Consider the following 22,356-nt stretch of genomic DNA (forward strand, 5'->3'; position numbering starts at 1 on the left):
CTAAAAGAGCAGCAACCCTAAAATATATATAGTAGTACCCACAAACATTAGCAGTAACGTATATGGTAAAATCTCTTTAGCTTTTAATTTAGTTATTCCAAGTAATGGTAATGCCCAAAACGGTTGCAACATATTGGTTATTTGATCCCCATATGCCAACGCCATAATTGCTTTAGGTAATGGTACACCTAGCTTTAAAGCAGATTCAATAACTATGGGGCCTTGCACTGCCCATTGACCACCTCCACTAGGTACAAAAATATTGACCAATCCTGCGCTAAAGAATGTAAAAATAGGCATAGTCGTTTCATTAGCGATAGAAACAAAAAAATCGGAAATTTCATTCACCATTCCTGTACTTTTCATAATACCCATGATACCAAAATACAATGGGAATTGAATCAAAATACCTGAAGTTCCCTTAATTGCCTCTTCAACTGCATTTAGAAAACTCTTAAAATTGCCATGCAATACGATGGCCAAACCAATCATAAAAAAATTGAGCATATTGGGTGTAATTATAAAGTCTAACAATTTTACCCAATATTGATATGTGAAAGCAATTAATACTACAATACCGAAAAATAAAGCAAACCATTTAGAATAATCTAATTTTTCTGCACCTTCTAGATCGTCATTCTTATCAGATTCAAATTGATATTCAGGTAAATTTAGTGTAGTAGGTTCAGCATTTTTAGCCAATATTTTTAAAAATAATGGAATCACAACTAATAACACTCCGAAAATCACCAAATTCCACCAGCTAAAAATGGTACTATAAGTAGAGACTAAATCTGGTAATTGATCTATAAAATCTACATTAGAAATGCCTTGCATCAATTCTTTCAAATGACCCGATTCGGCTACTTTTAAAGGGGCGGAGCCACTCATACCACCATGCCAAATCATTAAGCCTACATAACCAGCTGCCCCAATTAACGGATAGTTAATTTTTATATTATTTCTCTGTGCGTGCTCTCCTACTTTTCTTGCTAAAATAGCTCCAAATATGAGTCCCAATCCCCAATTAAAAAATGAAACCAACATTGTGGTTGTACTTATTAAAACAACTGCATTTTGTGTATTTGTTACTAGGTTGGTGATTTTTGAAATAAGCCAGCTCATTGGTTTGCTTAAAACTAACACATGGCCTAGTACCAAAATTAACATCATTTGGTAGGCAAAAACCAATAAACTATTATTCCAGATACCGTTCTCCCAATGAGAAAGAATATTTAAAAAATGATTGCCGTCAGAGTTGTTTTTAGTAAAAAACAATGCCATTAACATAGTAAACAATGTTAATAAAATGGCGATGGTAAATGGAGACGGTAAGAAACGTTTAAATAATGTTTCTATAGATTTTGTAATATTCATTAATTGAAAATAGAGCTTGAAAATACTTTTTTTTAGGGAATAAAAAAAGGCTTCATATAGAAGCCTAATATAAATTAAAGACCCTTCGACTACGCTCAGGGTGACATTTTACTAAAATGGTAAATCGTCTGGTTCGTTATCTGAAACGCTATCTGCAGGCTCAAAAGCATCTACAGCTTCTATCGGAGGCATTTCTGTAGGAGCATTAGTCTGTAATTTTTCAATTCTCCACCCTTGAATAGAATTAAAGTACTTTGCTTCACCTTCTGGATTTATCCATTCTCTACCGCGCAGATTGATGCTCACTTTTACATCTTCTCCAACATTATAGTTATTCAAAATATCTGTTTTATCCTGTACAAATTCTATCATTAGCATTTGTGGATATTGTTCATCTGTTGTTACTACCAACTCACGCTTTCTAAACCCGCTTGCACCAAATGTTTGGGTTTCACCAATTAATTTAATCTTTCCTGTAATTTCCATATTTCTTATTTTATTAAAAGTACTTTCCAAGCACTTTCTACATCATTATTTTCTAAAAACTCTTTGGCAAATGTATGTTTTTCTTGAGTTTTTAATCCTCTATACTTAGGGTTATTGGCAGCAAAGTTATCAACATCTTGTTGATTGGGTAATGATTCTACATTACCTAACATTCCTAAATTATTACCAGTAAGAATATTACTATCTCTAATTTCATCAGGAACTTGGTCAACACCTATACCTAGAGTAGAAAGCGGTTTAGGTATTTCGAAAAAATCAGTTTTAGCGCGTGAGTAATAACTGCCCCCTGCTCTAGCAACCAAATCTAATTTATGCTGATCTATTGTATTGTTCTTATCTAGTACATCCAAACTAATATGCATTTTTAAAACTTCACAAATAATTAAGTTACCCGCACCTCCTTCTTTTCCTAGTTGTATAACCTCATTCACTTTACATTCAAATTGTACGGGTGATTCGGCAACACGAAATGGTTCTACCAAATCAGATTTGAGCATAGTGAATCCGGCTTTTTCAAATTCATTCACTCCTTTAGCATATTCTGTGCTTGATAAAGACATTTGTTGTACAATAGCATAGTTAACAACATTAATTACGACCTCTTTAACTTCTTTTACATTTTCCAACGTATGCTTGGTTGTATTATCGCGAACACGTCTAGCTGGAGAAAAGATCATAATTGGTGGGTTGGCACTAAACACATTAAAAAAACTAAAAGGAGATAAATTAGGGTTACCATCTTTATCAATAGTACTAGCAAAAGCAATAGGTCTAGGTGCTACAGAACTCAACAAATAACCATGCAGTTTCGCAGTAGAAATATCTTTAGGATCTATACTTAACATCAATAAATTTTAAAGAGTAAAAGTAATTATTAAATGGCAACTATAATATCAATTTATTTTTTTAGTTATATCGTGAGATAATTTTATATTTGTGAGAATGAATCTCCCTCAAAATAAGACATTACTTCGTTGGATACTCGTCATAACTGCCTTTCTGGTTGTTGCTCTTATTTTATGGAATACCAATGTTTTCTTTCAGAAATTTAAGCAAGAAGAGCGTAAGAAAATGGAAGTCATTGCTGCTGCTCTTCAAAACATGAATAATCCTGATTTAGATATTGATATTACTCTAGAAGGAAAAATTATTGAGAGTAATAAGAATATTCCTATGATTTTAACTAACGACGAGGATAAAATTGAAAGTTGGAATAATTTAGATTTTGAAGGTTCTGGTCCTTTTGACAATTTATCAACACAAGATAGGCTCTATCTCACTAAACAATTAGCTATAATGAAAAGTGAGAACAAACCTTTAATAGTTAAAGAACATAATAGCGAAAATATTTCTGGAAATATTTATTATAGAGACTCAGATCTTTTAAACAGATTAAAATATTACCCGCTGGCCTTACTTTTAATCTTATTTCTTTTTGGAGCAGTGATTTATATGGTTTTTAAATCTAACAGAGCTGCCGAACAAAATAGGCTTTGGGCTGGTATGGCTAAGGAAACAGCACATCAAATTGGCACACCATTATCTTCTTTGCTTGGTTGGGTAGAAATCTTACGTATGGAAAATGCCGATGAAGCTACTGTTGTTGAAATTGAAAAAGATGTTGACCGTTTAAACACAATTGCAGATCGTTTTTCTAAAATAGGATCAATTCCGAAATTAGAACGTTACGAGCTCGTTGAAGAAACCAAAAAAGCGTTTGATTATTATGAATCTAGAAGTTCTAAACTAGTAGATTTTGAATTTGAAGTAGTAAATAAAGAGAAAATTTATGCTATGATCAATCACCAATTATTTAGCTGGGTGATTGAGAATTTAGTTAAAAATGCCATTGATGCCATGCAAGGTAAAGGCAGTATTAAAATTCAAATAGGTTCTAAAGATGATAAGTTTGTAAAGATCAATGTAATTGATACTGGTAAAGGTATCCCAAAAGGGCTTTTTAGAAAGATTTTTGATCCTGGTTATACAACGAAAAGACGTGGTTGGGGGCTTGGCTTATCATTAACCAAACGTATTATTGAAGATTACCATGATGGAAAGATCTATGTAGAAAAATCTGAAATCGACAAAGGCACAACCTTTACTGTACTTTTAAAAGAATTATAAATTACTTGTAATCATTTTTGCAATTTCTTCAAACTCTTCTTTAGTTAAATTTACTTTATGTTTAAAATCAATATCACTCATTGAATTTAAAGGAATTAAATGCACATGTACATGAGGCACTTCTAAACCTATTACTGACATCCCTACACGTAAACAAGGCACTGCTTTTTCTAAAGCAATTGCAACTGTTCTAGAAAATTCTAATAAACCAATATAAATATCTTTATCGAGATCAAATATTTTATTAACCTCTTTTTTAGGCACCACTAAAGTATGCCCTTTAGCATTAGGGTTAATATCTAGAAAAGCAAAGAAATTTTCATTCTCTGCCACTTTGTAGCAAGGTATTTCTCCATTTATGATCTTAGTGAAAATAGAAGCCATTATTCTCTGGTAATTTCTAAAATTTCAAACTTCATAGTACCGTTTGGTACTTGTACTTCTGCAATATCTCCAACAGATTTTCCTAACAATCCTTTACCAATGGGAGAATTGACAGATATTTTACCTGCTTTAAAATCAGATTCTGAATCAGCAACCAATGTATATTTAAATTCCATTTTATTAGCTGTATTCTTTATTTTAACCGTAGATAAAGCCAACACCTTAGATACATCTAACTGGCTCTCATCAATTACTCTAGCTGATGCAACTACATTTTTTAATTGAGCAATTTTAAACTCCAACAATGACTGTTCTTCTTTAGCAGCATGATATTCAGCATTTTCACTAAGGTCGCCTTTATCTCTTGCTTCTGCAATAGCATTAGAAACACGAGGTCTTTCTACATGCTCTAAATGTTCTAATTCTTCTTTTAATTTTTTTAATCCTTCTGCTGTATAGTATGATACTTTACTCATAATTCATTCGTTTTAACTAAAAATAAAAAATCTCACGCCGAGAACATAATTCCGAATGAGATTCAGTATGCAAATGTACAAAATATTTTAATTTCAACCCTTAATCACTAACTTGCGGCATATTATTTTTGATGAAAAACTTTGTTTTAATAGTCCTTTTCGTAAGTCTGTTTAGTTGTGGTAGTTCTGATGATGGTAATCCTCTATTACCAAATGTTCCTGTTAATGAAACCGTTTTTTTAAACAACCCTTCTTCACAACCTTTGTTAATTCCTGGCGGTTATATCTCAATTCAGGGAGGTATTTCTGGTATTATTGTCTATAATCTTAATAATTCTCAGTATTTCGCTTACGATAGGGCTTGCCCACATAAAGCTCCGGGAGACTGCCAACCAATGGTAGTTAATGATGGAATAACAATGGAATGTCCTTGCGATGGTGCGAAATTTGCCCTAGCTCTTGGAGGGCAACCACAAAGTGGAACTAATCAAGCAGCTAGACAATATAAAGTTGTTAAAAACGGAAACTCTTTAATTATTACAAACTTTTAATTTGTAGTATTTTCTAATATTAAGATGCTTATTTTTGCTGAAAAGCATTTTTAAGTGAATAATTACTTTTCTTCAGATTTTAAATTAGGAATTCTAGGTGGAGGACAATTAGGCAGAATGCTCCTAACCGAAACACAAAAATTTGACATTTATACTTTAATTTTGGATGCTTCTAATGAAGCTCCGTGTAAAGACGTCTGTAACGAATTTTACCAAGGTAGTTTATTAGATTTTGACACCGTTTATAATTTTGGCAAAAAGGTAGATCTACTTACAATAGAGATTGAGAATGTAAATGTAGATGCCCTCGAAAAATTAGAGAACGAAGGATTAAAAGTGTATCCTTCGCCGAAAACAATTCGAACAATTCAGAATAAGGCAACCCAAAAATTATTTTACGTAGATCATTCAATCTCTACAGCTGATTTTTCTCGTTTCGCTTTTGCGGAAGAAATTAAAACTGCTATAAAACATGAAACACTACAGTTTCCGTTTGTATGGAAGAGTGCTCAGTTTGGCTACGACGGAACGGGTGTAAAAATCATCAGATCTTTAGAAGACTTACAAGGGTTATCGAATGCTGAGTGTATAACCGAAGAAATGATTCCTTTTAAAAATGAATTAGCCGTTATCGTTGCAAGAAATGCAAGTGGTGATCTAAAAACCTATCCTGTTGTAGAAATGGAATTTCATCCTGAAGCTAATCAGGTAGAATATGTAATTTGTCCAGCCAGAATCTCAGAAGAAATTGCAAAAAAAGCTCAAGATGTGGCGTTAAAAGTTGCAACAGCCTTTAAACATGTTGGTTTGCTAGCAGTTGAAATGTTTCAAACTCAAAATGATGAAATTATAGTAAATGAAGTTGCTCCTAGACCACATAATAGTGGTCATTACAGTATAGAAGCATCCTACACAAATCAATTCGAGCAACATTTACGAGCAATTTTAAACTTACCTCTAGGAAACACATCTAGTAAAGTTGGCGGAATTATGGTAAATTTGGTTGGTGCCGAAGGTTATAAAGGAGAAGTTGTATATCAAAACATCGAAAAGGTACTTCGTGTTGATGGTGTTACACCTCATATTTATGGTAAAAAATTAACCAAACCATTCAGAAAAATGGGTCATGTAACAATTGTACATCAAGATATTAATCAGGCTAGAAAATTAGCAGAAGAAGTGAAACAAACAATTAAAGTAATTAGCAAATAAATGCAGTATCAAGGTGTTTTAAGAAAAATGCGAACTGAGTTTTTAGACCCTATCGAATATTATCTAGATATGGGTACAGATTTTATTAATGTAAATCAATTACTTAATCGTGAAATTCAATTCGATTTTATTGGTCACCAATGTTTAAATTGCAGCCTTGATAAACCGATATACCGACAAGGTTTTTGTAAAAGTTGTTTTTATGAAACACCTCGAGCCGGCGATTGGATTATGCGTCCAGAGTTAAGTACTGCTCATTTAGACAAAGAAGATCGTGATTTGGCTTACGAAAAAGAGATGCAATTACAACCTCACATTGTGTATTTAGCAAATTCTAGTAATGTAAAAGTAGGTGTCACAAGAAAACAACAAGTACCAACACGTTGGATAGATCAAGGGGCACACGAAGCCATCGAAATAGTAGAAGTACCCAATCGTTATTTAGCTGGTATTACAGAAGTTGCTTTAAAAGAGCATATTTCTGATAAGACCAATTGGCGAAAAATGCTGAAAAATGAAATTGAGGATCTCGATCTCATCGATGAAAAAAATCGTTTAGAAGCTTATATTCCTGAAGAGGTAAAGCCATATTATCTTGAAAGACAATCTAAAGAAACAAATATAGAATTTCCTGTACATCAATATCCTGAAAAGCCTAAAAGTCTTAATCTAGAAAAAACACCTAGTTATACTGGTGTTTTAAAAGGGGTGAAAGGACAATACTTACTATTTGAAGATCAAACGGTTTATAATATTAGAGCTAACGAAGGTACCGTTGTTAAGTTGAGTGTTCTTTAAAAGCAAAGAAACTTATATTTTAAATTTTTCATAGCAATAATCCCACTCTTTAGTTATTTAAATATCGAAATTTTCTTTTTCGTAGAAATAGTTAGGTGTGATTTTTAAAATATAAGTTTCTAATTACTAACCCAAATAATTAACTCTAAAATTTACACTACAAAGTTGCAGCCTTGAAAAAGACTGCGCAAGAGGAAAAAGCCTAAATATTAGAGGAAAAACCCCTATAGCAAAAAGGGGAATTTTCCCCTTTCTTAATGTGCTTATTAATTGGTAATTTGCAAATAGATAATCCTAAATCATTTTATTATGAAAAATTTCAAACCCTTCTTTTCGAAAATTTCAATCATTCTGTCAGTTCTATTATTCGCTGTACTGTCTTTTTCATGCGAACAAAAACATGAAGAGCAAGAATCTATAACAAGAGATGATATTAAAAGTATGGTAACAGATCATATTATACAGCTTGATGATGCTGTGAAAATGTATAAGAAATATGGTAAGGATAGAATAAAAATTCTAAAAGATACTTTAGAAAAAAAATATAAGGATCCTAAATTTAAAGATACTAGAATGGTGTGGGTAGATATTAAAGATATGAGAGCATATTTAAAATACTTAGAGGATAATACCGAAGAAGCTGAAGGTCTTGGCTTTTATTTTGGAGTAAACTCTAGTAAAGATGATGGCAAGAAAAAGAATCATCAAACATTTTTTATTGCCCCAACAATGAAACATGTTGTAAATGGAGATACAATCCAATCAGGTTATACTATTGAAAAAGGTAAAAAAGTATTCTTATACACTAAATATAAAGATCAAGTAAATAATCAAAGCATGCAAAAAGCAAGCTTTTTTAATTTAACAATGCAAGACCATGGGTATTTATTTGATGGTTTCGAAGATTGCCCTCCTTACGATTGTGAGTAACTAAAAAAATGTTAATGGTTGTTGAAATATCTATACCTTTTATAGCGAGTACAGGCAAATACTTTGAGTTATTAGCAGCCTTAACTGGTTCTATATATTTTTACAAATATCGACATACTAGTTTAAAATATTTTCTGTATTTACTTTGGTACATTACGTTAACAGAATTTACTAGTTTTTTTATGAAAAAAACAGGATTGTTAATATATACAGATATTAATGGGAGGAGATATACTTCTTGGATCTATAATTTACTACGCTTTATAACTTTCACCACCTTGTTTTATGTATATGCCAATTATTTAAGATCAATAATTTTTAAAAAGTGGATTAAAATATTTGCAATAATATATATAATCTCATATATAATAAACTGGATATTTTTTCAAGACTTTATGATAGAAAAATCTGAGGTGCCGAAAATTATTGGTTCTATTTTTCTAATAATATCAATAATATTCTATTTTATTGAATTATTAAGATCTGAAGAAGTATTAGTATTTCATAGAACATTATTATTCTGGGTTAGTATAGGGTTATTATTATTTTATACTGGAACCATTCCTTTTACTCTTAAGTGGAATGGTTATGCTTTAATTCAGGGCGGTCACAATTTATTTTTAATAGTATATACTTTAGGAATTTTGATGTATTTAATATTCACATTTGGTTTTATATGGAGCAAGAAAGAGTAACATTAATTATACTAATTAGTACTATTGTAGTTTTAGTTTTCACCATTGCTATGATAGTATTATTTAGTATATTTCAGAATATTAAAAACAAATTATTACTAGATAATAAATCGTTGCGAGATATTATTAAAAGTAAATTATCCTCACTTGACATTTAATTTTAATTAGATTAATATGTCATTAGATGTTTTTAGAAACTTAGTCCCACTATCAGAATTGTTAGCTGCAGTTGTAGGGACAATTTATTTCTATAAATATAAACATACGCCTATAAAGTATTTTCTACCAATTCTTTGGTATATCACCTTAACTGAATTAACCGGTTGGTATGCAAGCGAAAATAAAGTTTTTGGGTTTTTTGATGAAGAAGGAATACATTATAACTTATGGTTATATAATGTCCTGTATTTCATTTTCTATCCTGTTATTTTGACAATATATTTAAAGTCAGTAAATAAATTGTCTTTCAAAAATTGGATTAAAATTTTTATCATTCTTTATATTATCATTTCAATTATAAATTGGTTTTTTATTCAAAGTTTTAAATACGAATGGTCAGAACTACCAAATGTCGTTGGCTCATTGTTCTTGGCTGTTTCTATTGTATTCTATTTTATTGAATTATTAAGGTCAAACCAAATAGTAATTTATCATAAAAAATTATTGTTCTGGATAAGTGTAGGTTTATTGATATTTCATACAGGTACAATACCATTTAATATAGAAGTCACCAAATATGCCTTAATGAAAGGAATTCACAATCTATTTCTGATAATTTGGATATTGGCAATTATCATGTATATCGTCTTTACTTTTGGTTTTATATGGAGCAATAAAGAAGAAAAGATTGAGTAATTTAGTACAATTCTATGGATACAGGAGACACTACAATCGTTATTCTAATCACCACACTAATGGTCATATTATTAGTGGTGGTTATAATTGTGATATTTAGTATTTTTCAGAACAGAAAGATGAAATTCTTATTAGAAAAACGTGCTGATGAAATACGTTTTGAAGAAGAGATCATTAAATCTCAAATGGAAACTCAAGAGCAAACCTTACAAAATATTAGTTGGGAATTACATGATAATGTGGGGCAATTACTTTCTGTAGCAAAAATGCAACTCAATATGTTACAACCAGATGTTGCTAATGGTCAAAAAGGAATATTAGGTGAAACTGGCGACATTATTTCAAAAAGTTTGCAAGAAATAAGAACGCTTTCAAAACTTTTGAATCCTGAAACGGTTAAAAATATGGGTTTAGAAGAGGCTCTTCAATTAGAACTACATCGCTTCAATCGGCTAAATTTTCTAGATGCCAATTTAGAAATTAAAGGTGAGCAGGTGCCAATAGATCAAAAAGATGAGATTATCCTCTTTAGAATATTGCAAGAATTTTTGTCAAACTCTGTAAAACATGCTAAAGCTAAATCTTTAAATGTGGTTTTAGATTACAAACCTAATGAACTTAAAATAACTGCTAAAGATTCTGGTATTGGGTTCGATGAGAAAAAAATTATTAAAGGTTCTGGTCTGATTAATATGCAAAGTAGAGCAAAACTTATTGATACAGATTTTAAAATAAAATCGAAAAAAAACCAAGGAGTTACATTAACTTTAACCTATCCTTTAAAAACAGTACATGAAGAAATATAATGTTGCCATAGTAGACGACCACTTATTATTTGCACAATCTTTAAAAGGATTGGTAGACACGTTTGATAATTTTAATGTGCTATTTCATGCTACAAACGGGCAAGATCTTATAGATAAATTAGAAACCATTTCAAATGTGCCAGATATTATTTTAATGGACGTTAAAATGCCTGTAATGAACGGAGTTGAAACTACCTATTGGCTTAAAAAGAATAGGCCAAAAATAAAAGTATTGGCACTTTCTATGGAGGATGATGAAAATCATATTATAAAAATGATTAAAAAAGGAGCCCGAGGCTATTTATTAAAAGATATTCATCCTACAGAATTACAAACTGCATTAAAAGAAGTTATAAACGATGGGTTTTATCATACTAAGGAAGTGTCCAAAGTATTACAAAAATCGATGCATAACGAAATAAAAGAAGAATCTGAGCTTTCAGAAAATGAGATTCAACTTCTTAAATATACCTGTACTGAAAAAACATATAGAGAAATAGCTGCAGATATGTTTTTAAGTCCAAAAACGATCGACGGCTATCGTGATACATTATTTAAAAAGATTGGTGTAAAAAGCAGAACAGGCTTGGTTCTTTATGCCATTAAAAACGGTTACTACGAAGTTTGATCACCATATAGCCGAATCTCTTCACCCACACCTAAATTAAACTTCTTTCGTAACAAGTGCACAAAAAGATATAATAAAGGCGTATCTAAAGCAGCAACTACAACTTTAAACAAAAAGCCGCTCAATAATAAACTATAAAAAATACTCCAAGGCAGCACACCGAAAGAACATAATAAAAGTAGTACAGTTAAAGTATCTATAAATTGTGATGTAAAAGTTGAAAAATTATTACGTAACCACAGATGTTTACCTTTTGTATAATCTTTCCAAAAATGAAAAATTCGTATATCAATAAACTGGGCAAACAGATAAGCTAACATAGATGCCAAAACCGCTAAAGGTGATAAGCCAAATACTTTTGTGAAAAGTTCATTATTTACTGGCGAAGCCTCTATTGCTGGTACTTCATTAGCCACATAAATAATTAACATCGAAAAGACTGAAGCAAAAATACCAGCAACTACTACTTCATTTGCTCTTTTCTTACCATATACTTCAGAAATAATATCAGTAATTAAAAAAGTAATTGGATATGGTAAAATACCTACAGAGATTTCAAAACGAAATAACCCAAATGGGTTCCAATAAAAAAATTTCTGAAAGATTAAATTAGAAACAACTAAAGAAGAAATAAATAATGCCCCTAAAATTAAATAAATGCGGTAAGCCGACTTTTGTTGTTTAATATCCATGATTTGCTATCAGCTAAAATATAAAATATCTATTACTAACAAATTACTTATTTTTGTTGCTATTAAAACCGAATAACATGCATGCATATATATTCCCTGGCCAAGGCGCCCAATTTGTTGGAATGGGACTTGATTTTTACGAAAAATCTTCTATAGCTCAAGAAATTTTTGAACAGGCCAATGAGATTTTAGGCTTTCACATTACAGACATTATGTTTGAGGGTACAGATGAAGATTTAAAACAAACAAAAGTTACACAGCCAGCTATTTTTCTACACTCTGTTGCTTTAGCAAAAACTTTAGGCGATAGTTTTAATCCAGATATGGTTGCCGGGCATTCTTTAGGAGAATTTTCTGCATTAGTAGCTAATGCCACTTTAGATTTTGAATCAGCTCTAAAATTAGTATCTCAACGTGCTTTAGCTATGCAAAAAGCTTGTGAATTACAACCTTCAACCATGGCAGCTGTTTTAGGCTTAGAAGATGATATAGTCGAAAAAGTATGTGCCATGACTGATGGAATTGTTGTTGCGGCAAATTATAATTGTCCTGGTCAATTAGTAATATCTGGTGAAATAGATGCCATCAATAAAGCATGTGAGTCTTTAACAGAAGAAGGAGCTCGTAGAGCATTGGTTTTACCTGTAGGTGGAGCTTTTCATTCTCCTTTAATGGAACCCGCTCGTGAAGAATTAGCCGATGCAATAGAGAACACTTCATTTAACGAACCTAATTGCCCCATTTATCAAAATGTAACAGCAAATGCAGTACACTCAGCTGCAGAAATTAAAAATAATTTAATAGCGCAATTAACTGCTCCTGTAAAATGGACACAATCTATACAACAAATGGTTACAGACGGAGCTTCTCATTTTACAGAAGTTGGCCCAGGAAAAGTTCTACAAGGACTAATGCGAAAAATAGATAGAAATGTTACTGCTGATGGAGTAGTTTTTGAAAAACAAAGCTGATTAAATGATTTTATTACAAGAAACTAATACAGCTTACGAAACAGGATATGAATTTGGTTATACAATTGGAAAAGTATTACCCTATGTTCTGATTGCTTTAGTCGTCATTTTGATAGTTTATTTTATTAGAAAGAAGAAAAAGTAAGGCTTAAACATCTTCTAACTAATATGAATAAAAAGTATATTGTTGCACTAGATCAAGGAACTACCAGTTCTCGTTCAGTATTGTTTGACGAAGAAGGAAAACAACTTGCCATCGAACAACAAGAATTTACGCAAATATTTCCCGAATCTGGTTGGGTAGAGCATGATGCTTTAGAAATTTTAGACACGCAACTCAATACTTTTAAAAACCTTATTTCAAAGAATAATATCCATTACGCAGATATTACTGCTATCGGTATTACGAATCAACGCGAGACCGCTGTAGTTTGGAATAAAAATACTGGAAACCCCATTTACAATGCCATTGTTTGGCAAGATAAACGAACTGCAAACATTTGTGAAGATCTAAAAAATCAAGGACTTGAAGATTATATAAGGAAGAATACCGGATTGGTTATCGATTCATATTTTTCAGCGACTAAGATAAAATGGATTTTAGACAATGTTGATGGAGCTAGAATGCAAGCTGAAAATAAAGAATTATTATTTGGAACCATAGATACCTGGTTAATCTGGAATTTAACAAATAGAAAAGCTCATCTAACCGATTATAGTAATGCCTCAAGAACTTTAATTTATAACATCAAATCTCTTGAGTGGGATGATAAATTATTAGATGCTTTAACTATTCCTAAAACCATGCTTCCGCAAGTAAAGCCTTCTAGTTATCATTTTGGTGATCACGAAATTGAAGGAATTAAAATACCCATTACTGGAGTCGCCGGAGATCAGCAAGCTGCTTTATTTGGTCAGGCCTGCTTTAATTCAGGGAAGCAAAAAACACTTATGGAACTGGTTGTTTTTTATTAATGAATACTGGTGAACAGGCACGGTTCTCAGAAAATGGATTACTTACAACTATTGCTTGGGGAATTAATGATAAAGTTTATTACGCTTTAGAAGGAAGTGTTTTTATTGCAGGAGCAGCCATACAATGGTTAAGAGATGGATTGCAATTGATCAATTCTACCGAAGAAAGTGAAGAAATAGCAAAAGAAGTAGAAGGAGATAATCCTGTTTATGTAGTTCCAGCTTTTGCAGGATTGGGTGCACCTTATTGGGATATGTATGCACGAGGTGCTATTTTTGGCTTGAGTCGTGACACTGGTAAAAATTATTTAGTAAAAGCAACTTTAGAATCACTAGCCTATCAAACCAAAGATTTGGTCAATGCTATGCAAGAAGATAGTAGCATTAATTTATCTACACTAAAAGTTGATGGAGGTGCTTGTTCAAATAATCTATTGATGCAATTTCAAGCAGATATTTTAAATGCTGATGTTGAACGTCCTAAGAATATAGAATCTACTGCCTTAGGAGCAGCTTATCTTGCAGGAATAACTATTGGTTTATGGAAACAAGAAGACATCCTTAAAAATAAAGCTGTAGATCAAGTTTTTTCTACAAAAATGGAAAATGACATTAGAGTTAAAAAATATAAAGGTTGGCAGAAAGCAGTTAAGCGAAGTATGGATTGGATAGAAGAATGAAAAAAGATATTGAAATACCAGAAGTTGAAAATGTATACATGGCAATTACACATGGTTACAACGAAACTTTCAAAACTAATGATTGGAATGTCTATCTCATCAATGATAAAAAAGAGCCCATAGAAATGGTGTTAATTGTTTCGCATGGATTTGATGGTGAAACAAAAACTTCAACAATGCGTCATAAATTAGAGCACTTACCTGCTAAATCTGGCGCTAAAATAGAATTAATACAAGATGAAGTCTTAAAGCTAAATAATGAATTTAAATTGACTTTTTTTCTAGATAACAAACTCTATGAAAAGACTTTTTTATTTAAAAAGAATAGTATTAAAGAAAGTGCTTTACGTCAAATTAGAATTTTAAATAAAAGAGGAATTATAGCAAAGTAATCTTAAACTTATGGCGTTTCACAAATCAATTAATAAACGATTACAAAAATTCATTGAATCTCAAAAAGTTTTTTTTGTTGCCACGGCTCCAAAAAATGGAAGAATTAATCTGTCTCCAAAAGGTATGGATACCTTAAGGGTTGTTGACGAAAATCGAATACAATGGCTTAGCGTTACAGGTAGTGGTAACGAAACTTCTGCTCACCTGTTAAACGATAATAGAATTACTATTATGTTTTGCGCTTTTGAAGGTGCTCCCAACATTTTACGTTTATATGGTACAGCTAAAGAAATTCTTCCAAAAGATAAAGAATGGGATCATTTAATTACACAATTTCCTGAATTACCTGGCACTCGTCAAATCTTTGATGTAACTATAGAAAGTGTTCAAACTTCTTGTGGTATGTCTATTCCATTTTACGACTATAAAGGTGAGCGTAATCAATTAAATGAAAGCGCTATTAAAAAAGGTCAAGAAAAAATAGAACAATACTGGAAAGACAAAAATACAGTTAGTATAGATGGTTTACCAACAAATTTTTCAGATTAAATAAATGGCAAGTTTTTCCTTTTCTGATCGACCACAAATTACCGAAGACCTAAAAGATACCGAGTTCGATATTTTAATCATTGGCGGTGGAATTACTGGTGCTGGTATCGCTTTAGATGCCGCTTCACGCGGAATGAAAGTGGCATTAGTCGAGAAAAATGATTTTGCTTCAGGTACAAGTAGTAAATCCACTAAATTAATTCATGGCGGTCTTCGTTATTTAAAACAATTTGACTTTTGGTTGGTTAAAGAAGTTGGTACTGAACGTGCCATCGTTCACAAATTAGCTCCGCATTTGGTAATCCCTGAAAAGATGATCTTACCACTTATTGAAGGTGGAACCTACGGATCTTGGCTCACCTCTATTGGGTTAAAGGTTTATGATATACTTGCAAGTGTTGAAGGTGATGATAAACGAAAAATGCTCAACAAAAAAGAAGCTTTAAAAAAAGAACCTTTATTACCCAAAGATATTTTAAAAGGCGCTGGTTATTATGCAGAATACCGTACTGATGATGCTCGATTAACTATTGAGATTATTAAAACAGCCTTAAAGTATGGCACTAAAGCATTAAATTATGTTGAGGCTAAAGAATTTATTTATAAGAAAAAGCGCGTAGTTGGAGCTCAGGTTTTTGATTCTTTATCTAATGAAACTTATAACATTGACGCAAAGTATGTTGTCAACGCTGCTGGACCTTGGGTAGATGAATTGCGAACCGCTAATAAGTCAAAAAAAGGAAAAAGGTTGCATCTCACTAAAGGGGTACATTTGGTAGTACCACATAAAAAACTGCCTGTAAAACAGTCGGTATATTTTGATATTCCTGATGGAAGAATGATGTTTGCTATCCCAAGAGGAAAAGTCACTTATTTTGGCACGACAGATACTAATTATACTAAAAGCAAAGACAATATCAACGTAAATTTAGTTGACGCAACTTATTTAATTAGTGCTGTAAACAATATGTTCCCAAATATCGAACTAACATTAAATGATGTTGAATCAAGTTGGGCAGGTTTAAGACCATTAATTTATGAAGAAGGTAAATCAGCTTCTGAGCTTTCTCGTAAAGATGAAATCTTTTATTCTGATAGTAAATTGATATCTATTGCTGGAGGAAAGTTAACAGGTTACCGTAAAATGGCTGAACGCGTAGTGGATATGGTAATAAGAAAACTAAGGAAAAGATTTGAACAAGAGTTTGAAGATATAAAAACAGAGGAAATTAACTTAACTGAGAAATCATTTAAAAATTACAACTCTGTTAAGAGATACATCAATGCTATTTCTAAGCAGTTAACTCTATTAGGATTAACTCAAAAAGACGCTTCATATTTAGTACATAATTATGGTAAACAAACAGATAAAATAATTCTAAGTCTTAATGAGTTTACCGATAATGATATTGAAGCTAGACTTATAAAATCTGAATTAAAATATTGCCTACAACACGAAATGGTTTGCACACCAATAGATTTCTTTATGCGAAGAACGGGCAGGTTGTTTTTTGATAAAACTAGTGTTGAAAAATTTAAAGAGATAGTTCTTGATGAGTTTGCTTCTCTTTTTAAATGGAATCAAAAAATTAAGAAACAACACCTAGATAAATTAAACATAGAAATAAAAAATACAACTGCTTTTAACTAGTTTAATTTCATATTCATCAATATTGAAAATGTCTGATTAATATCTGACTCTTTAACAACAATTGTAATTTCGTGTGTGGTAGAAATTACTTCTTGTACTGATATATTTGCCCATGCTAGCTGTTTTAAAATAAAATAATAAACTCCAGATTGTTCCATATTAGAAGTAGGTAATTTAATTGTAACCGAAGCTAGATCAGATAAATACAAAAGTCTTATTTCATTTTTAAATATTTCTAAAACTTGTTTATCCAAACTTTTACTTGCAACCAAGTTTGTTTCGAAAACGCCTTGAGAAATGGTAAAAAAGACATCCTTTTTTTCGATACTCTTTAATAGTTTAGAAATGTTTTGAAGAAGAGTAGGCGAATTTTTAAACGTAAAATCACTCAAGTCAGATCGGACTATAAAATCACCTGCAGACAACGTAATTTTACGAATATTCTTTCTAACTTTTAATATGTTAGAAGGAGAAATTCTATTTATGGCCATCATTACCGCTCCAGGCTTCACTTCTTTTCTCAATAATTTTTCAACCTCTGGCTGAATAATTCTCGCCAACGAAGACACATTAATTAATTTTTCATACAAAGCCTCCTCTATAAATGGCATTTTGTTAATTATAGTAGTTACTGCTTCTTGAATTGTCTTCATGTTTAAATTTAAACTAAATGTTATAATTTACAAAATTAATCCAATTAATCAAACATTTAATAAAATTCAAAAAGAATATTAATAATCCTTTTATTCTGTATACTTTTAAATAGCTCATCTTTTGTGTCTTATAATTTTATAACTTTGTGTTATAACCAATAAAAACTGAAAAAATGTCAGAAGAAAATAAAGATTTAAGTGATAAAGCAGAAGAAGTATTTAATGATGCTAAAGATGCTGCAAAGAATGCAGCTGATAAAGTAGGAGATAAAGCTGCTGAGTTAGCAGATGACGCAAAGGAAACTGCAGGAAATGTTGCCGATGCAGTAAGTGATAAAGCAAAAGATATTAAAGATAGTGCTAAAGAAACTTACGATGACGCCAAAGAAGCTGCAAAAAATGCGGCAGAAAAAGTAGGTGACAAAGCTGAGGAATTAAAAGAAGATGCGAAAGAAGTATTTGAAGATGCAAAAGAAAAAGCAAGTGATTTTGCTGAAGACGCCAAAGAAGCAACTAAAGAATTTGTTGATGATGCTAAAGAAGTTCTAAGCGATGGTAAAACAATTGCAATTGTAGCTCACCTAACTATAATAGGTTTTATTATCGCGCTTATAATGAATAGCAGTAATAAAACAGAATTTGGTAGTTTTTATATACGACAAACACTTGGAATCTTCTTATTGAGTTTAGTTTGGGTCATTCCTGTCATTGGATGGATAGTGGGACTTTTTGTCTTCCTCCTATGGATTATAAGTTTAGTTGGTGCACTTGGTGGCACTAAAAAACCAGTCTTCTTATTAGGAGAACAATTTCAAGAATGGTTTAAATCTCTATAAAATAAAAGAGCTTCGAAATTCGAAGCTCTTTTATTTTTCAGCAAGTTTCCGTTCGAGTTCGGCTTGAAATTCTTCCATAACAGGCTTAACTGTGCTTTCTGGTAAATCAGCAATTCGTATATACATTAATCCGTCTACCGCATTGTTAAATTTAGGGTCTACATTAAATGCCACCAAACGCGCATTTTGCTTAACATATTTTTTAAGTAGAACTGGCATGCGCAAACTACCAGGTTCAATTTCATCGATAATCTTATCGAACTTGATCATATCAGCTTCACTTTCATCAAACACAAAATCTTTATCAGCATCTTTTAACTTTACCTTATATTCTTTTTTAGGATGTATATATTGTGCTAAATAAGGGTCGTAATAATGTGATTTCATAAATTCAATCATTAGCGATTTAGAAAAGTTTGAAAACTGATTGCTAATACTTACCCCACCCATTAAATATTTATGTTCAGGATAACGAAGTGTAACATGCACGATACCTTTCCAAAGTAAAAATAATGGCATTGGCTTTTGTTGGTACTCTTTTATGATGAATGCTCTTCCCATCTCAATGGTTTTTTCCATCATATCATACAATTCTGGCTCTAATCTAAATAAGGTATTAATATAAAAACCTTCTATACCATATTTTTTAAATATCTTTTGGCCAAGCCCCATTCTATACGCTCCTGCAACCAAATTTCTATCAGCATCCCATAAAAACATATGATGATAATAATTATCATATTCATCTAGATCTATTGCATTATTTGTACCCTCACCTACTTCACGGAACGTAATTTCTCGTAATCTACCAATCTCTCTAATAACATTAGGTATCTCGCTACTAGGTGCAAAATAAACCTCGTAATTTTTACTTTCTAAAAGTCTAGAATCATTTTTGCGCAATTTCTCTACTTCCTTTATCATATCTTCGGTCAAAACTGGCGCAATGATCTCCTTAGGTTGTTTCGGCAATTTTAAATTTGGAGGTTTAATTAAAGGCCCTTGAGGATGAAAAGGATTAGCCAACATATAGGTTTTCTTACGAATAAATGAATGAAAATCATCAATATTTTCGTAAGATTCTTGGTCTTTAACCGAAATAGGCTTACCTATTCTAACTTTAATAACACGACTACCTTGAGTTAACAATTCAGAAGGTAATTTAGCAGTCCTCATAGTACCACTTAACTTAGATAATAAATAAAATAGTCGACTATTCTTTGCATGAAAATATATAGGAATAATAGGAACTTTTGCTCTATGTATTAATTTAATAGCACTTTCTTCCCAAGGTTTATCGACAATTAACTTACCATCTTTATATGTAGATACTTCCCCAGCTGGAAAAATCCCTAAAGGAGCACCACTTTTTAAATGCAACAAAGCATTTTTAATGCCAGCAACGCTAGACTGAGCATCCTTTCTATCTTCAAAAGGATTTACAGGCATAACATAAGGTTTTAGTGGTTCGATTCTATGCAGTAAGAAGTTTGCAATGATCTTATAATCAGGTCTCTTTTCAGCTAATAATTTTAGTAGCAAAATGCCATCAATTCCGCCCAAAGGGTGATTAGAAACACTAATAAAAGCACCATCTTTTGGTATACGTTTTAGGTCTTCTTCGGGTATTTCAAAATGAATCTGTACCTCATTTAAAATTGCATTTAAAAAGGCAATATCTTTCTTATTCTTATGTTTGGTGTAGATTTCGTTGAGCTTAGAAATTCGCAATATTTTTAGCAAAATCCATCCTATAAAGGTTCCTATAAACCCATATTTATCTACGTTAATTACTTTAGCAATTTCCTTGGCGGATACTAGGCTCATTCAGTTTTTTTGAGACTCGCTAAGATAGAAAATTCTACTCAATTACAATTTGAACCGTTTCTTGATTTAACTGTTTTAATAACACCTGTTTATCTTGCTCAATAGATCGAATTGATTCCTTAGTAAAGTGTCGAATAGTAAACAAAGAAACACCTTTGTAATAGCTGATTTTAAATTTGCTCTTTAATTGTTCTAATAGTTCGTTAAAATTGTCATATTTATCATCTAAACAAACAGAAAAGCTAATTGCAGAATTTTGAATAAGATTTACTTTCATCTTATAATTGTGCAGCAGATTAAAAATCTCACTTATATTTCGTTCTACAATAAAGGAAAAATCTAAAGAGGAAATAGACAATAAAACTTGATCTTTTTTTACTATAAAACAAGGTGACTCAGGAAAAATATGCAAACCTCTACTTACAGAAGTACCATTATTTTTAGGATTTATGAATGATTTAACATACAACGGAATTTCCTTTTTTTGTAATGGCTGTAACGTCTTTGGGTGTATAACTGAAGCACCATAAAAAGCCAATTCAATAGCTTCGGTGTAAGATATCTGTTCTAGAAGTTCTGTTTCTTTAAAATAGCGCGGGTCGGCATTTAAGACTCCTTTTACATCTTTCCAAATAGTTACACTTTCTGCATTTAAACAATAGGCAAAAATACCAGCCGTATAATCTGAGCCCTCTCTACCTAGAGTGGTGGTATTGTTATTTTGGTCTCTTCCTAAAAATCCCTGAGTGATATAGAGTGTGCCATTAATTTTTATCTCAGAAATTTTCTTTTCGGTTTCAAGCCAGTCTACTTTTGCGTCACGATAATCATTATTGGTTTTAATATAATCTCGTACATCTAACCAGGTATTTTCTATATTAATTTTCTTTAAGTACTCACTAACAATAGCTGTAGATATTAGTTCAGCTTGACTAACTACTTGATCATAAATAAAATCATAATCACTTGATTGGTTTTTAACCAGAAAATCTGATAACCCTGTAAACAGTTTGTTTATTTTATTAAAAATAGCATGATCTTTATCTTCAAAAAGATCATTAATAATGGTATAATGATATTCTTTAATTTCTTGTAAAAGAGTAGAAAGAGATTCGTTTTTATCACAATAAGCTCTAGTTAACTTCTCAAAAGCATTGGTCATTTTACCCATGGCAGATACTACCAAGAATACATCTTGATAACCAACCTGTTTTAAAACATCGGCTACATTTTTAATACCTTTTGCATCTTTTACCGATGCTCCACCAAACTTAAAAACTCTCATTACTTTCTAAAAAAGACTTCATATTAGCTCTACTCATCTGGCAAAGATTCCAGTTTTCAATCATGTTAGCACCTGTACTTAAGTAAAAATCAATAGCAGGTTTGTTCCAATCAATAACTTCCCATTCAACACGTCTAACATCAGTATTATAGGCAGTTTTCATTACTTCGGTATATAAAGCTTTACCAATACCATATCCTCTATAATCTTGATTTACTATTAGGTCTTCTAGATGTAAAGATTTACCTTCCCAAGTAGAATAGCGCTTATAATATAAAGCCATACCAACAATTTTCTTTTTAACTTCGGCAACAAATACTTCAAATTCTGGCAATGCTTTAAAACCATCATTAATTAAATCATTTACAGAAATTTTAACAGCTTCAGGTTCGTTTTCATAAATGGCTAATTCATGAATCAGTTTATAAACTGATTCCATATCTTCTTTTTGTCCTTTACGTATTAAAAAATCCATGAAAGCTATGTGTACCTTAAGAG

The 22,356-nt window shown here is 31.5% G+C and carries 26 protein-coding genes; 16 read left to right on the plus strand and 10 right to left on the minus strand.

The genetic code is table 11. The annotated features are described in order from the left end of the window. The 3 genes from AC3IF2_RS10510 to AC3IF2_RS10520 all read right to left on the minus strand — a co-directional run bounded on the left by AC3IF2_RS10510 (position 1) and on the right by AC3IF2_RS10520 (position 2,729). Positions 1-1,377 carry a short-chain fatty acid transporter gene (locus tag AC3IF2_RS10510; protein ID WP_489167107.1) on the minus strand — a complete coding sequence of 459 codons (1,377 nt, stop codon included), beginning with the start codon at positions 1,375-1,377 and terminating at the stop codon, positions 1-3. 111 nt (positions 1,378-1,488) lie between these two features. Beyond that, positions 1,489-1,863: a DUF3127 domain-containing protein gene (locus AC3IF2_RS10515; RefSeq protein WP_489167109.1), complete on the minus strand. Its 375-nt coding sequence runs from the start codon at positions 1,861-1,863 to the stop codon at positions 1,489-1,491. Between the two features lie 5 nt (positions 1,864-1,868). Next, positions 1,869-2,729: a flavin reductase family protein gene (locus AC3IF2_RS10520; protein WP_489167110.1), complete on the minus strand. Its 861-nt coding sequence runs from the start codon at positions 2,727-2,729 to the stop codon at positions 1,869-1,871. Positions 2,730-2,826: 97 nt separating this feature from the next. On the opposite strand from AC3IF2_RS10520, the gene AC3IF2_RS10525 reads away from it, so the two are divergent. Continuing rightward, positions 2,827-4,011, plus strand: a complete 1,185-nt coding sequence (locus AC3IF2_RS10525) for a sensor histidine kinase (RefSeq protein WP_489167112.1) — start codon at positions 2,827-2,829, stop codon at positions 4,009-4,011. On the opposite strand, the gene AC3IF2_RS10530 is transcribed toward AC3IF2_RS10525, so the two are convergent. Together AC3IF2_RS10530 and greA are read right to left on the minus strand one after the other, a co-directional pair. Continuing rightward, a complete protein-coding gene (locus tag AC3IF2_RS10530) occupies positions 4,006-4,395 on the minus strand; it encodes an HIT family protein (protein ID WP_489167113.1) in 390 nt (129 codons plus the stop codon). The genes AC3IF2_RS10525 and AC3IF2_RS10530 overlap by 6 nt on opposite strands. Next, the gene (gene greA / locus AC3IF2_RS10535) at positions 4,395-4,871 is read right to left on the minus strand and encodes a transcription elongation factor GreA (protein WP_489167115.1); all 477 of its coding nucleotides are present in this window, start codon (positions 4,869-4,871) and stop codon (positions 4,395-4,397) included. The genes AC3IF2_RS10530 and greA overlap by 1 nt, the downstream gene beginning before the upstream one ends. Positions 4,872-5,002: 131 nt before the next feature. Between greA and AC3IF2_RS10540 the strand changes: the two genes are divergently transcribed. From AC3IF2_RS10540 to AC3IF2_RS10575, 8 genes are all read left to right on the plus strand, one after another. Then, complete coding sequence (locus AC3IF2_RS10540; protein WP_489167116.1) at positions 5,003-5,422, plus strand: Rieske 2Fe-2S domain-containing protein; 420 nt, start codon at positions 5,003-5,005, stop codon at positions 5,420-5,422. A 54-nt stretch (positions 5,423-5,476) separates the two neighbouring features. Beyond that, complete coding sequence (locus AC3IF2_RS10545; RefSeq protein WP_489167117.1) at positions 5,477-6,634, plus strand: 5-(carboxyamino)imidazole ribonucleotide synthase; 1,158 nt, start codon at positions 5,477-5,479, stop codon at positions 6,632-6,634. Continuing rightward, on the plus strand, positions 6,635-7,432 hold the full coding sequence (locus AC3IF2_RS10550) for a DUF2797 domain-containing protein (protein ID WP_489167119.1): 798 nt from the start codon (positions 6,635-6,637) through the stop codon (positions 7,430-7,432). A 309-nt stretch (positions 7,433-7,741) separates the two neighbouring features. Continuing rightward, positions 7,742-8,362, plus strand: coding sequence for a hypothetical protein (locus AC3IF2_RS10555; RefSeq protein WP_489167120.1), 621 nt, complete (start codon positions 7,742-7,744; stop codon positions 8,360-8,362). 14 nt (positions 8,363-8,376) lie between these two features. Next, positions 8,377-9,057, plus strand: a complete 681-nt coding sequence (locus AC3IF2_RS10560) for a hypothetical protein (protein WP_489167121.1) — start codon at positions 8,377-8,379, stop codon at positions 9,055-9,057. A 174-nt stretch (positions 9,058-9,231) separates the two neighbouring features. After that, positions 9,232-9,912, plus strand: a complete 681-nt coding sequence (locus AC3IF2_RS10565; RefSeq protein ID WP_489167123.1) for a hypothetical protein — start codon at positions 9,232-9,234, stop codon at positions 9,910-9,912. A 14-nt stretch (positions 9,913-9,926) separates the two neighbouring features. Beyond that, positions 9,927-10,718: a sensor histidine kinase gene (locus AC3IF2_RS10570; protein ID WP_489167124.1), complete on the plus strand. Its 792-nt coding sequence runs from the start codon at positions 9,927-9,929 to the stop codon at positions 10,716-10,718. After that, a complete protein-coding gene (locus AC3IF2_RS10575; protein ID WP_489167125.1) occupies positions 10,705-11,346 on the plus strand; it encodes a response regulator in 642 nt (213 codons plus the stop codon). The genes AC3IF2_RS10570 and AC3IF2_RS10575 overlap by 14 nt, the downstream gene beginning before the upstream one ends. Here the strand turns inward: AC3IF2_RS10575 and AC3IF2_RS10580 are convergent. Beyond that, on the minus strand, positions 11,334-12,038 hold the full coding sequence (locus AC3IF2_RS10580) for a queuosine precursor transporter (protein WP_489167126.1): 705 nt from the start codon (positions 12,036-12,038) through the stop codon (positions 11,334-11,336). The two genes, AC3IF2_RS10575 and AC3IF2_RS10580, sit on opposite strands and share 13 nt — an antisense overlap. A gap of 77 nt (positions 12,039-12,115) precedes the next feature. On the opposite strand from AC3IF2_RS10580, the gene fabD reads away from it, so the two are divergent. From fabD to AC3IF2_RS10610, 6 genes are all read left to right on the plus strand, one after another. Further along, positions 12,116-13,009: an ACP S-malonyltransferase gene (gene fabD, locus AC3IF2_RS10585; RefSeq protein ID WP_489167127.1), complete on the plus strand. Its 894-nt coding sequence runs from the start codon at positions 12,116-12,118 to the stop codon at positions 13,007-13,009. A gap of 168 nt (positions 13,010-13,177) precedes the next feature. Next, positions 13,178-13,984, plus strand: a complete 807-nt coding sequence (locus AC3IF2_RS10590) for an FGGY family carbohydrate kinase (protein ID WP_489167128.1) — start codon at positions 13,178-13,180, stop codon at positions 13,982-13,984. Beyond that, positions 13,984-14,664, plus strand: a complete 681-nt coding sequence (locus tag AC3IF2_RS10595) for an FGGY family carbohydrate kinase (RefSeq protein WP_489167130.1) — start codon at positions 13,984-13,986, stop codon at positions 14,662-14,664. The genes AC3IF2_RS10590 and AC3IF2_RS10595 overlap by 1 nt, the downstream gene beginning before the upstream one ends. Then, on the plus strand, positions 14,661-15,056 hold the full coding sequence (locus AC3IF2_RS10600; RefSeq protein WP_489167132.1) for a hypothetical protein: 396 nt from the start codon (positions 14,661-14,663) through the stop codon (positions 15,054-15,056). Before AC3IF2_RS10595 ends, AC3IF2_RS10600 begins: the two co-directional genes overlap by 4 nt. Positions 15,057-15,066: 10 nt before the next feature. After that, positions 15,067-15,606 (plus strand): pyridoxamine 5'-phosphate oxidase family protein, encoded by a 540-nt coding sequence (locus AC3IF2_RS10605; RefSeq protein ID WP_489167134.1) that lies wholly within the window; start codon positions 15,067-15,069, stop codon positions 15,604-15,606. Between the two features lie 4 nt (positions 15,607-15,610). Continuing rightward, a complete protein-coding gene (locus tag AC3IF2_RS10610) occupies positions 15,611-17,257 on the plus strand; it encodes a glycerol-3-phosphate dehydrogenase/oxidase (protein WP_489167136.1) in 1,647 nt (548 codons plus the stop codon). Here the strand turns inward: AC3IF2_RS10610 and AC3IF2_RS10615 are convergent. Continuing rightward, positions 17,254-17,910 (minus strand): hypothetical protein, encoded by a 657-nt coding sequence (locus AC3IF2_RS10615; RefSeq protein WP_489167138.1) that lies wholly within the window; start codon positions 17,908-17,910, stop codon positions 17,254-17,256. The two genes, AC3IF2_RS10610 and AC3IF2_RS10615, sit on opposite strands and share 4 nt — an antisense overlap. A gap of 173 nt (positions 17,911-18,083) precedes the next feature. On the opposite strand from AC3IF2_RS10615, the gene AC3IF2_RS10620 reads away from it, so the two are divergent. Beyond that, on the plus strand, positions 18,084-18,746 hold the full coding sequence (locus AC3IF2_RS10620; RefSeq protein ID WP_489167139.1) for a YtxH domain-containing protein: 663 nt from the start codon (positions 18,084-18,086) through the stop codon (positions 18,744-18,746). Between the two features lie 30 nt (positions 18,747-18,776). Here AC3IF2_RS10620 and AC3IF2_RS10625 read toward each other — a convergent pair whose 3' ends face one another. From AC3IF2_RS10625 to AC3IF2_RS10635, 3 genes are read right to left on the minus strand one after another with little or no spacing between them, the layout of a single operon-like run. Next, positions 18,777-20,573: a GNAT family N-acyltransferase gene (locus tag AC3IF2_RS10625; protein ID WP_489167140.1), complete on the minus strand. Its 1,797-nt coding sequence runs from the start codon at positions 20,571-20,573 to the stop codon at positions 18,777-18,779. 34 nt (positions 20,574-20,607) lie between these two features. Beyond that, positions 20,608-21,858, minus strand: a complete 1,251-nt coding sequence (locus AC3IF2_RS10630; protein WP_489167141.1) for an aspartate kinase — start codon at positions 21,856-21,858, stop codon at positions 20,608-20,610. Continuing rightward, on the minus strand, positions 21,845-22,333 hold the full coding sequence (locus AC3IF2_RS10635; RefSeq protein ID WP_489167143.1) for a GNAT family N-acetyltransferase: 489 nt from the start codon (positions 22,331-22,333) through the stop codon (positions 21,845-21,847). The genes AC3IF2_RS10630 and AC3IF2_RS10635 overlap by 14 nt, the downstream gene beginning before the upstream one ends. Between the last annotated feature and the right edge of the window lie 23 nt (positions 22,334-22,356).

It is taken from the genome of Maritimimonas rapanae, assembly GCF_057837205.1.

Bases quoted from the DNA above. Each gene is read 5' to 3' on its own strand.
- AC3IF2_RS10600 (WP_489167132.1), top strand. From the start codon at position 14,661: ATGAAAAAAGATATTGAAATACCAGAAGTTGAAAATGTATACATGGCA.
- AC3IF2_RS10525 (WP_489167112.1), top strand. From the start codon at position 2,827: ATGAATCTCCCTCAAAATAAGACATTACTTCGTTGGATACTCGTCATA.
- greA (WP_489167115.1), bottom strand. From the start codon at position 4,871: ATGAGTAAAGTATCATACTATACAGCAGAAGGATTAAAAAAATTAAAA.
- AC3IF2_RS10605 (WP_489167134.1), top strand. From the start codon at position 15,067: ATGGCGTTTCACAAATCAATTAATAAACGATTACAAAAATTCATTGAA.
- AC3IF2_RS10610 (WP_489167136.1), top strand. From the start codon at position 15,611: ATGGCAAGTTTTTCCTTTTCTGATCGACCACAAATTACCGAAGACCTA.
- AC3IF2_RS10635 (WP_489167143.1), bottom strand. From the start codon at position 22,333: ATGGATTTTTTAATACGTAAAGGACAAAAAGAAGATATGGAATCAGTT.
- AC3IF2_RS10595 (WP_489167130.1), top strand. From the start codon at position 13,984: ATGAATACTGGTGAACAGGCACGGTTCTCAGAAAATGGATTACTTACA.
- AC3IF2_RS10570 (WP_489167124.1), top strand. From the start codon at position 9,927: ATGGATACAGGAGACACTACAATCGTTATTCTAATCACCACACTAATG.
- AC3IF2_RS10520 (WP_489167110.1), bottom strand. From the start codon at position 2,729: ATGTTAAGTATAGATCCTAAAGATATTTCTACTGCGAAACTGCATGGT.
- AC3IF2_RS10580 (WP_489167126.1), bottom strand. From the start codon at position 12,038: ATGGATATTAAACAACAAAAGTCGGCTTACCGCATTTATTTAATTTTA.
- AC3IF2_RS10550 (WP_489167119.1), top strand. From the start codon at position 6,635: ATGCAGTATCAAGGTGTTTTAAGAAAAATGCGAACTGAGTTTTTAGAC.
- AC3IF2_RS10515 (WP_489167109.1), bottom strand. From the start codon at position 1,863: ATGGAAATTACAGGAAAGATTAAATTAATTGGTGAAACCCAAACATTT.
- AC3IF2_RS10530 (WP_489167113.1), bottom strand. From the start codon at position 4,395: ATGGCTTCTATTTTCACTAAGATCATAAATGGAGAAATACCTTGCTAC.
- AC3IF2_RS10620 (WP_489167139.1), top strand. From the start codon at position 18,084: ATGTCAGAAGAAAATAAAGATTTAAGTGATAAAGCAGAAGAAGTATTT.
- AC3IF2_RS10560 (WP_489167121.1), top strand. From the start codon at position 8,377: ATGGTTGTTGAAATATCTATACCTTTTATAGCGAGTACAGGCAAATAC.
- fabD (WP_489167127.1), top strand. From the start codon at position 12,116: ATGCATGCATATATATTCCCTGGCCAAGGCGCCCAATTTGTTGGAATG.
- AC3IF2_RS10540 (WP_489167116.1), top strand. From the start codon at position 5,003: ATGAAAAACTTTGTTTTAATAGTCCTTTTCGTAAGTCTGTTTAGTTGT.
- AC3IF2_RS10510 (WP_489167107.1), bottom strand. From the start codon at position 1,377: ATGAATATTACAAAATCTATAGAAACATTATTTAAACGTTTCTTACCG.
- AC3IF2_RS10590 (WP_489167128.1), top strand. From the start codon at position 13,178: ATGAATAAAAAGTATATTGTTGCACTAGATCAAGGAACTACCAGTTCT.
- AC3IF2_RS10615 (WP_489167138.1), bottom strand. From the start codon at position 17,910: ATGAAGACAATTCAAGAAGCAGTAACTACTATAATTAACAAAATGCCA.
- AC3IF2_RS10575 (WP_489167125.1), top strand. From the start codon at position 10,705: ATGAAGAAATATAATGTTGCCATAGTAGACGACCACTTATTATTTGCA.
- AC3IF2_RS10555 (WP_489167120.1), top strand. From the start codon at position 7,742: ATGAAAAATTTCAAACCCTTCTTTTCGAAAATTTCAATCATTCTGTCA.
- AC3IF2_RS10565 (WP_489167123.1), top strand. From the start codon at position 9,232: ATGTCATTAGATGTTTTTAGAAACTTAGTCCCACTATCAGAATTGTTA.
- AC3IF2_RS10625 (WP_489167140.1), bottom strand. From the start codon at position 20,573: ATGAGCCTAGTATCCGCCAAGGAAATTGCTAAAGTAATTAACGTAGAT.
- AC3IF2_RS10630 (WP_489167141.1), bottom strand. From the start codon at position 21,858: ATGAGAGTTTTTAAGTTTGGTGGAGCATCGGTAAAAGATGCAAAAGGT.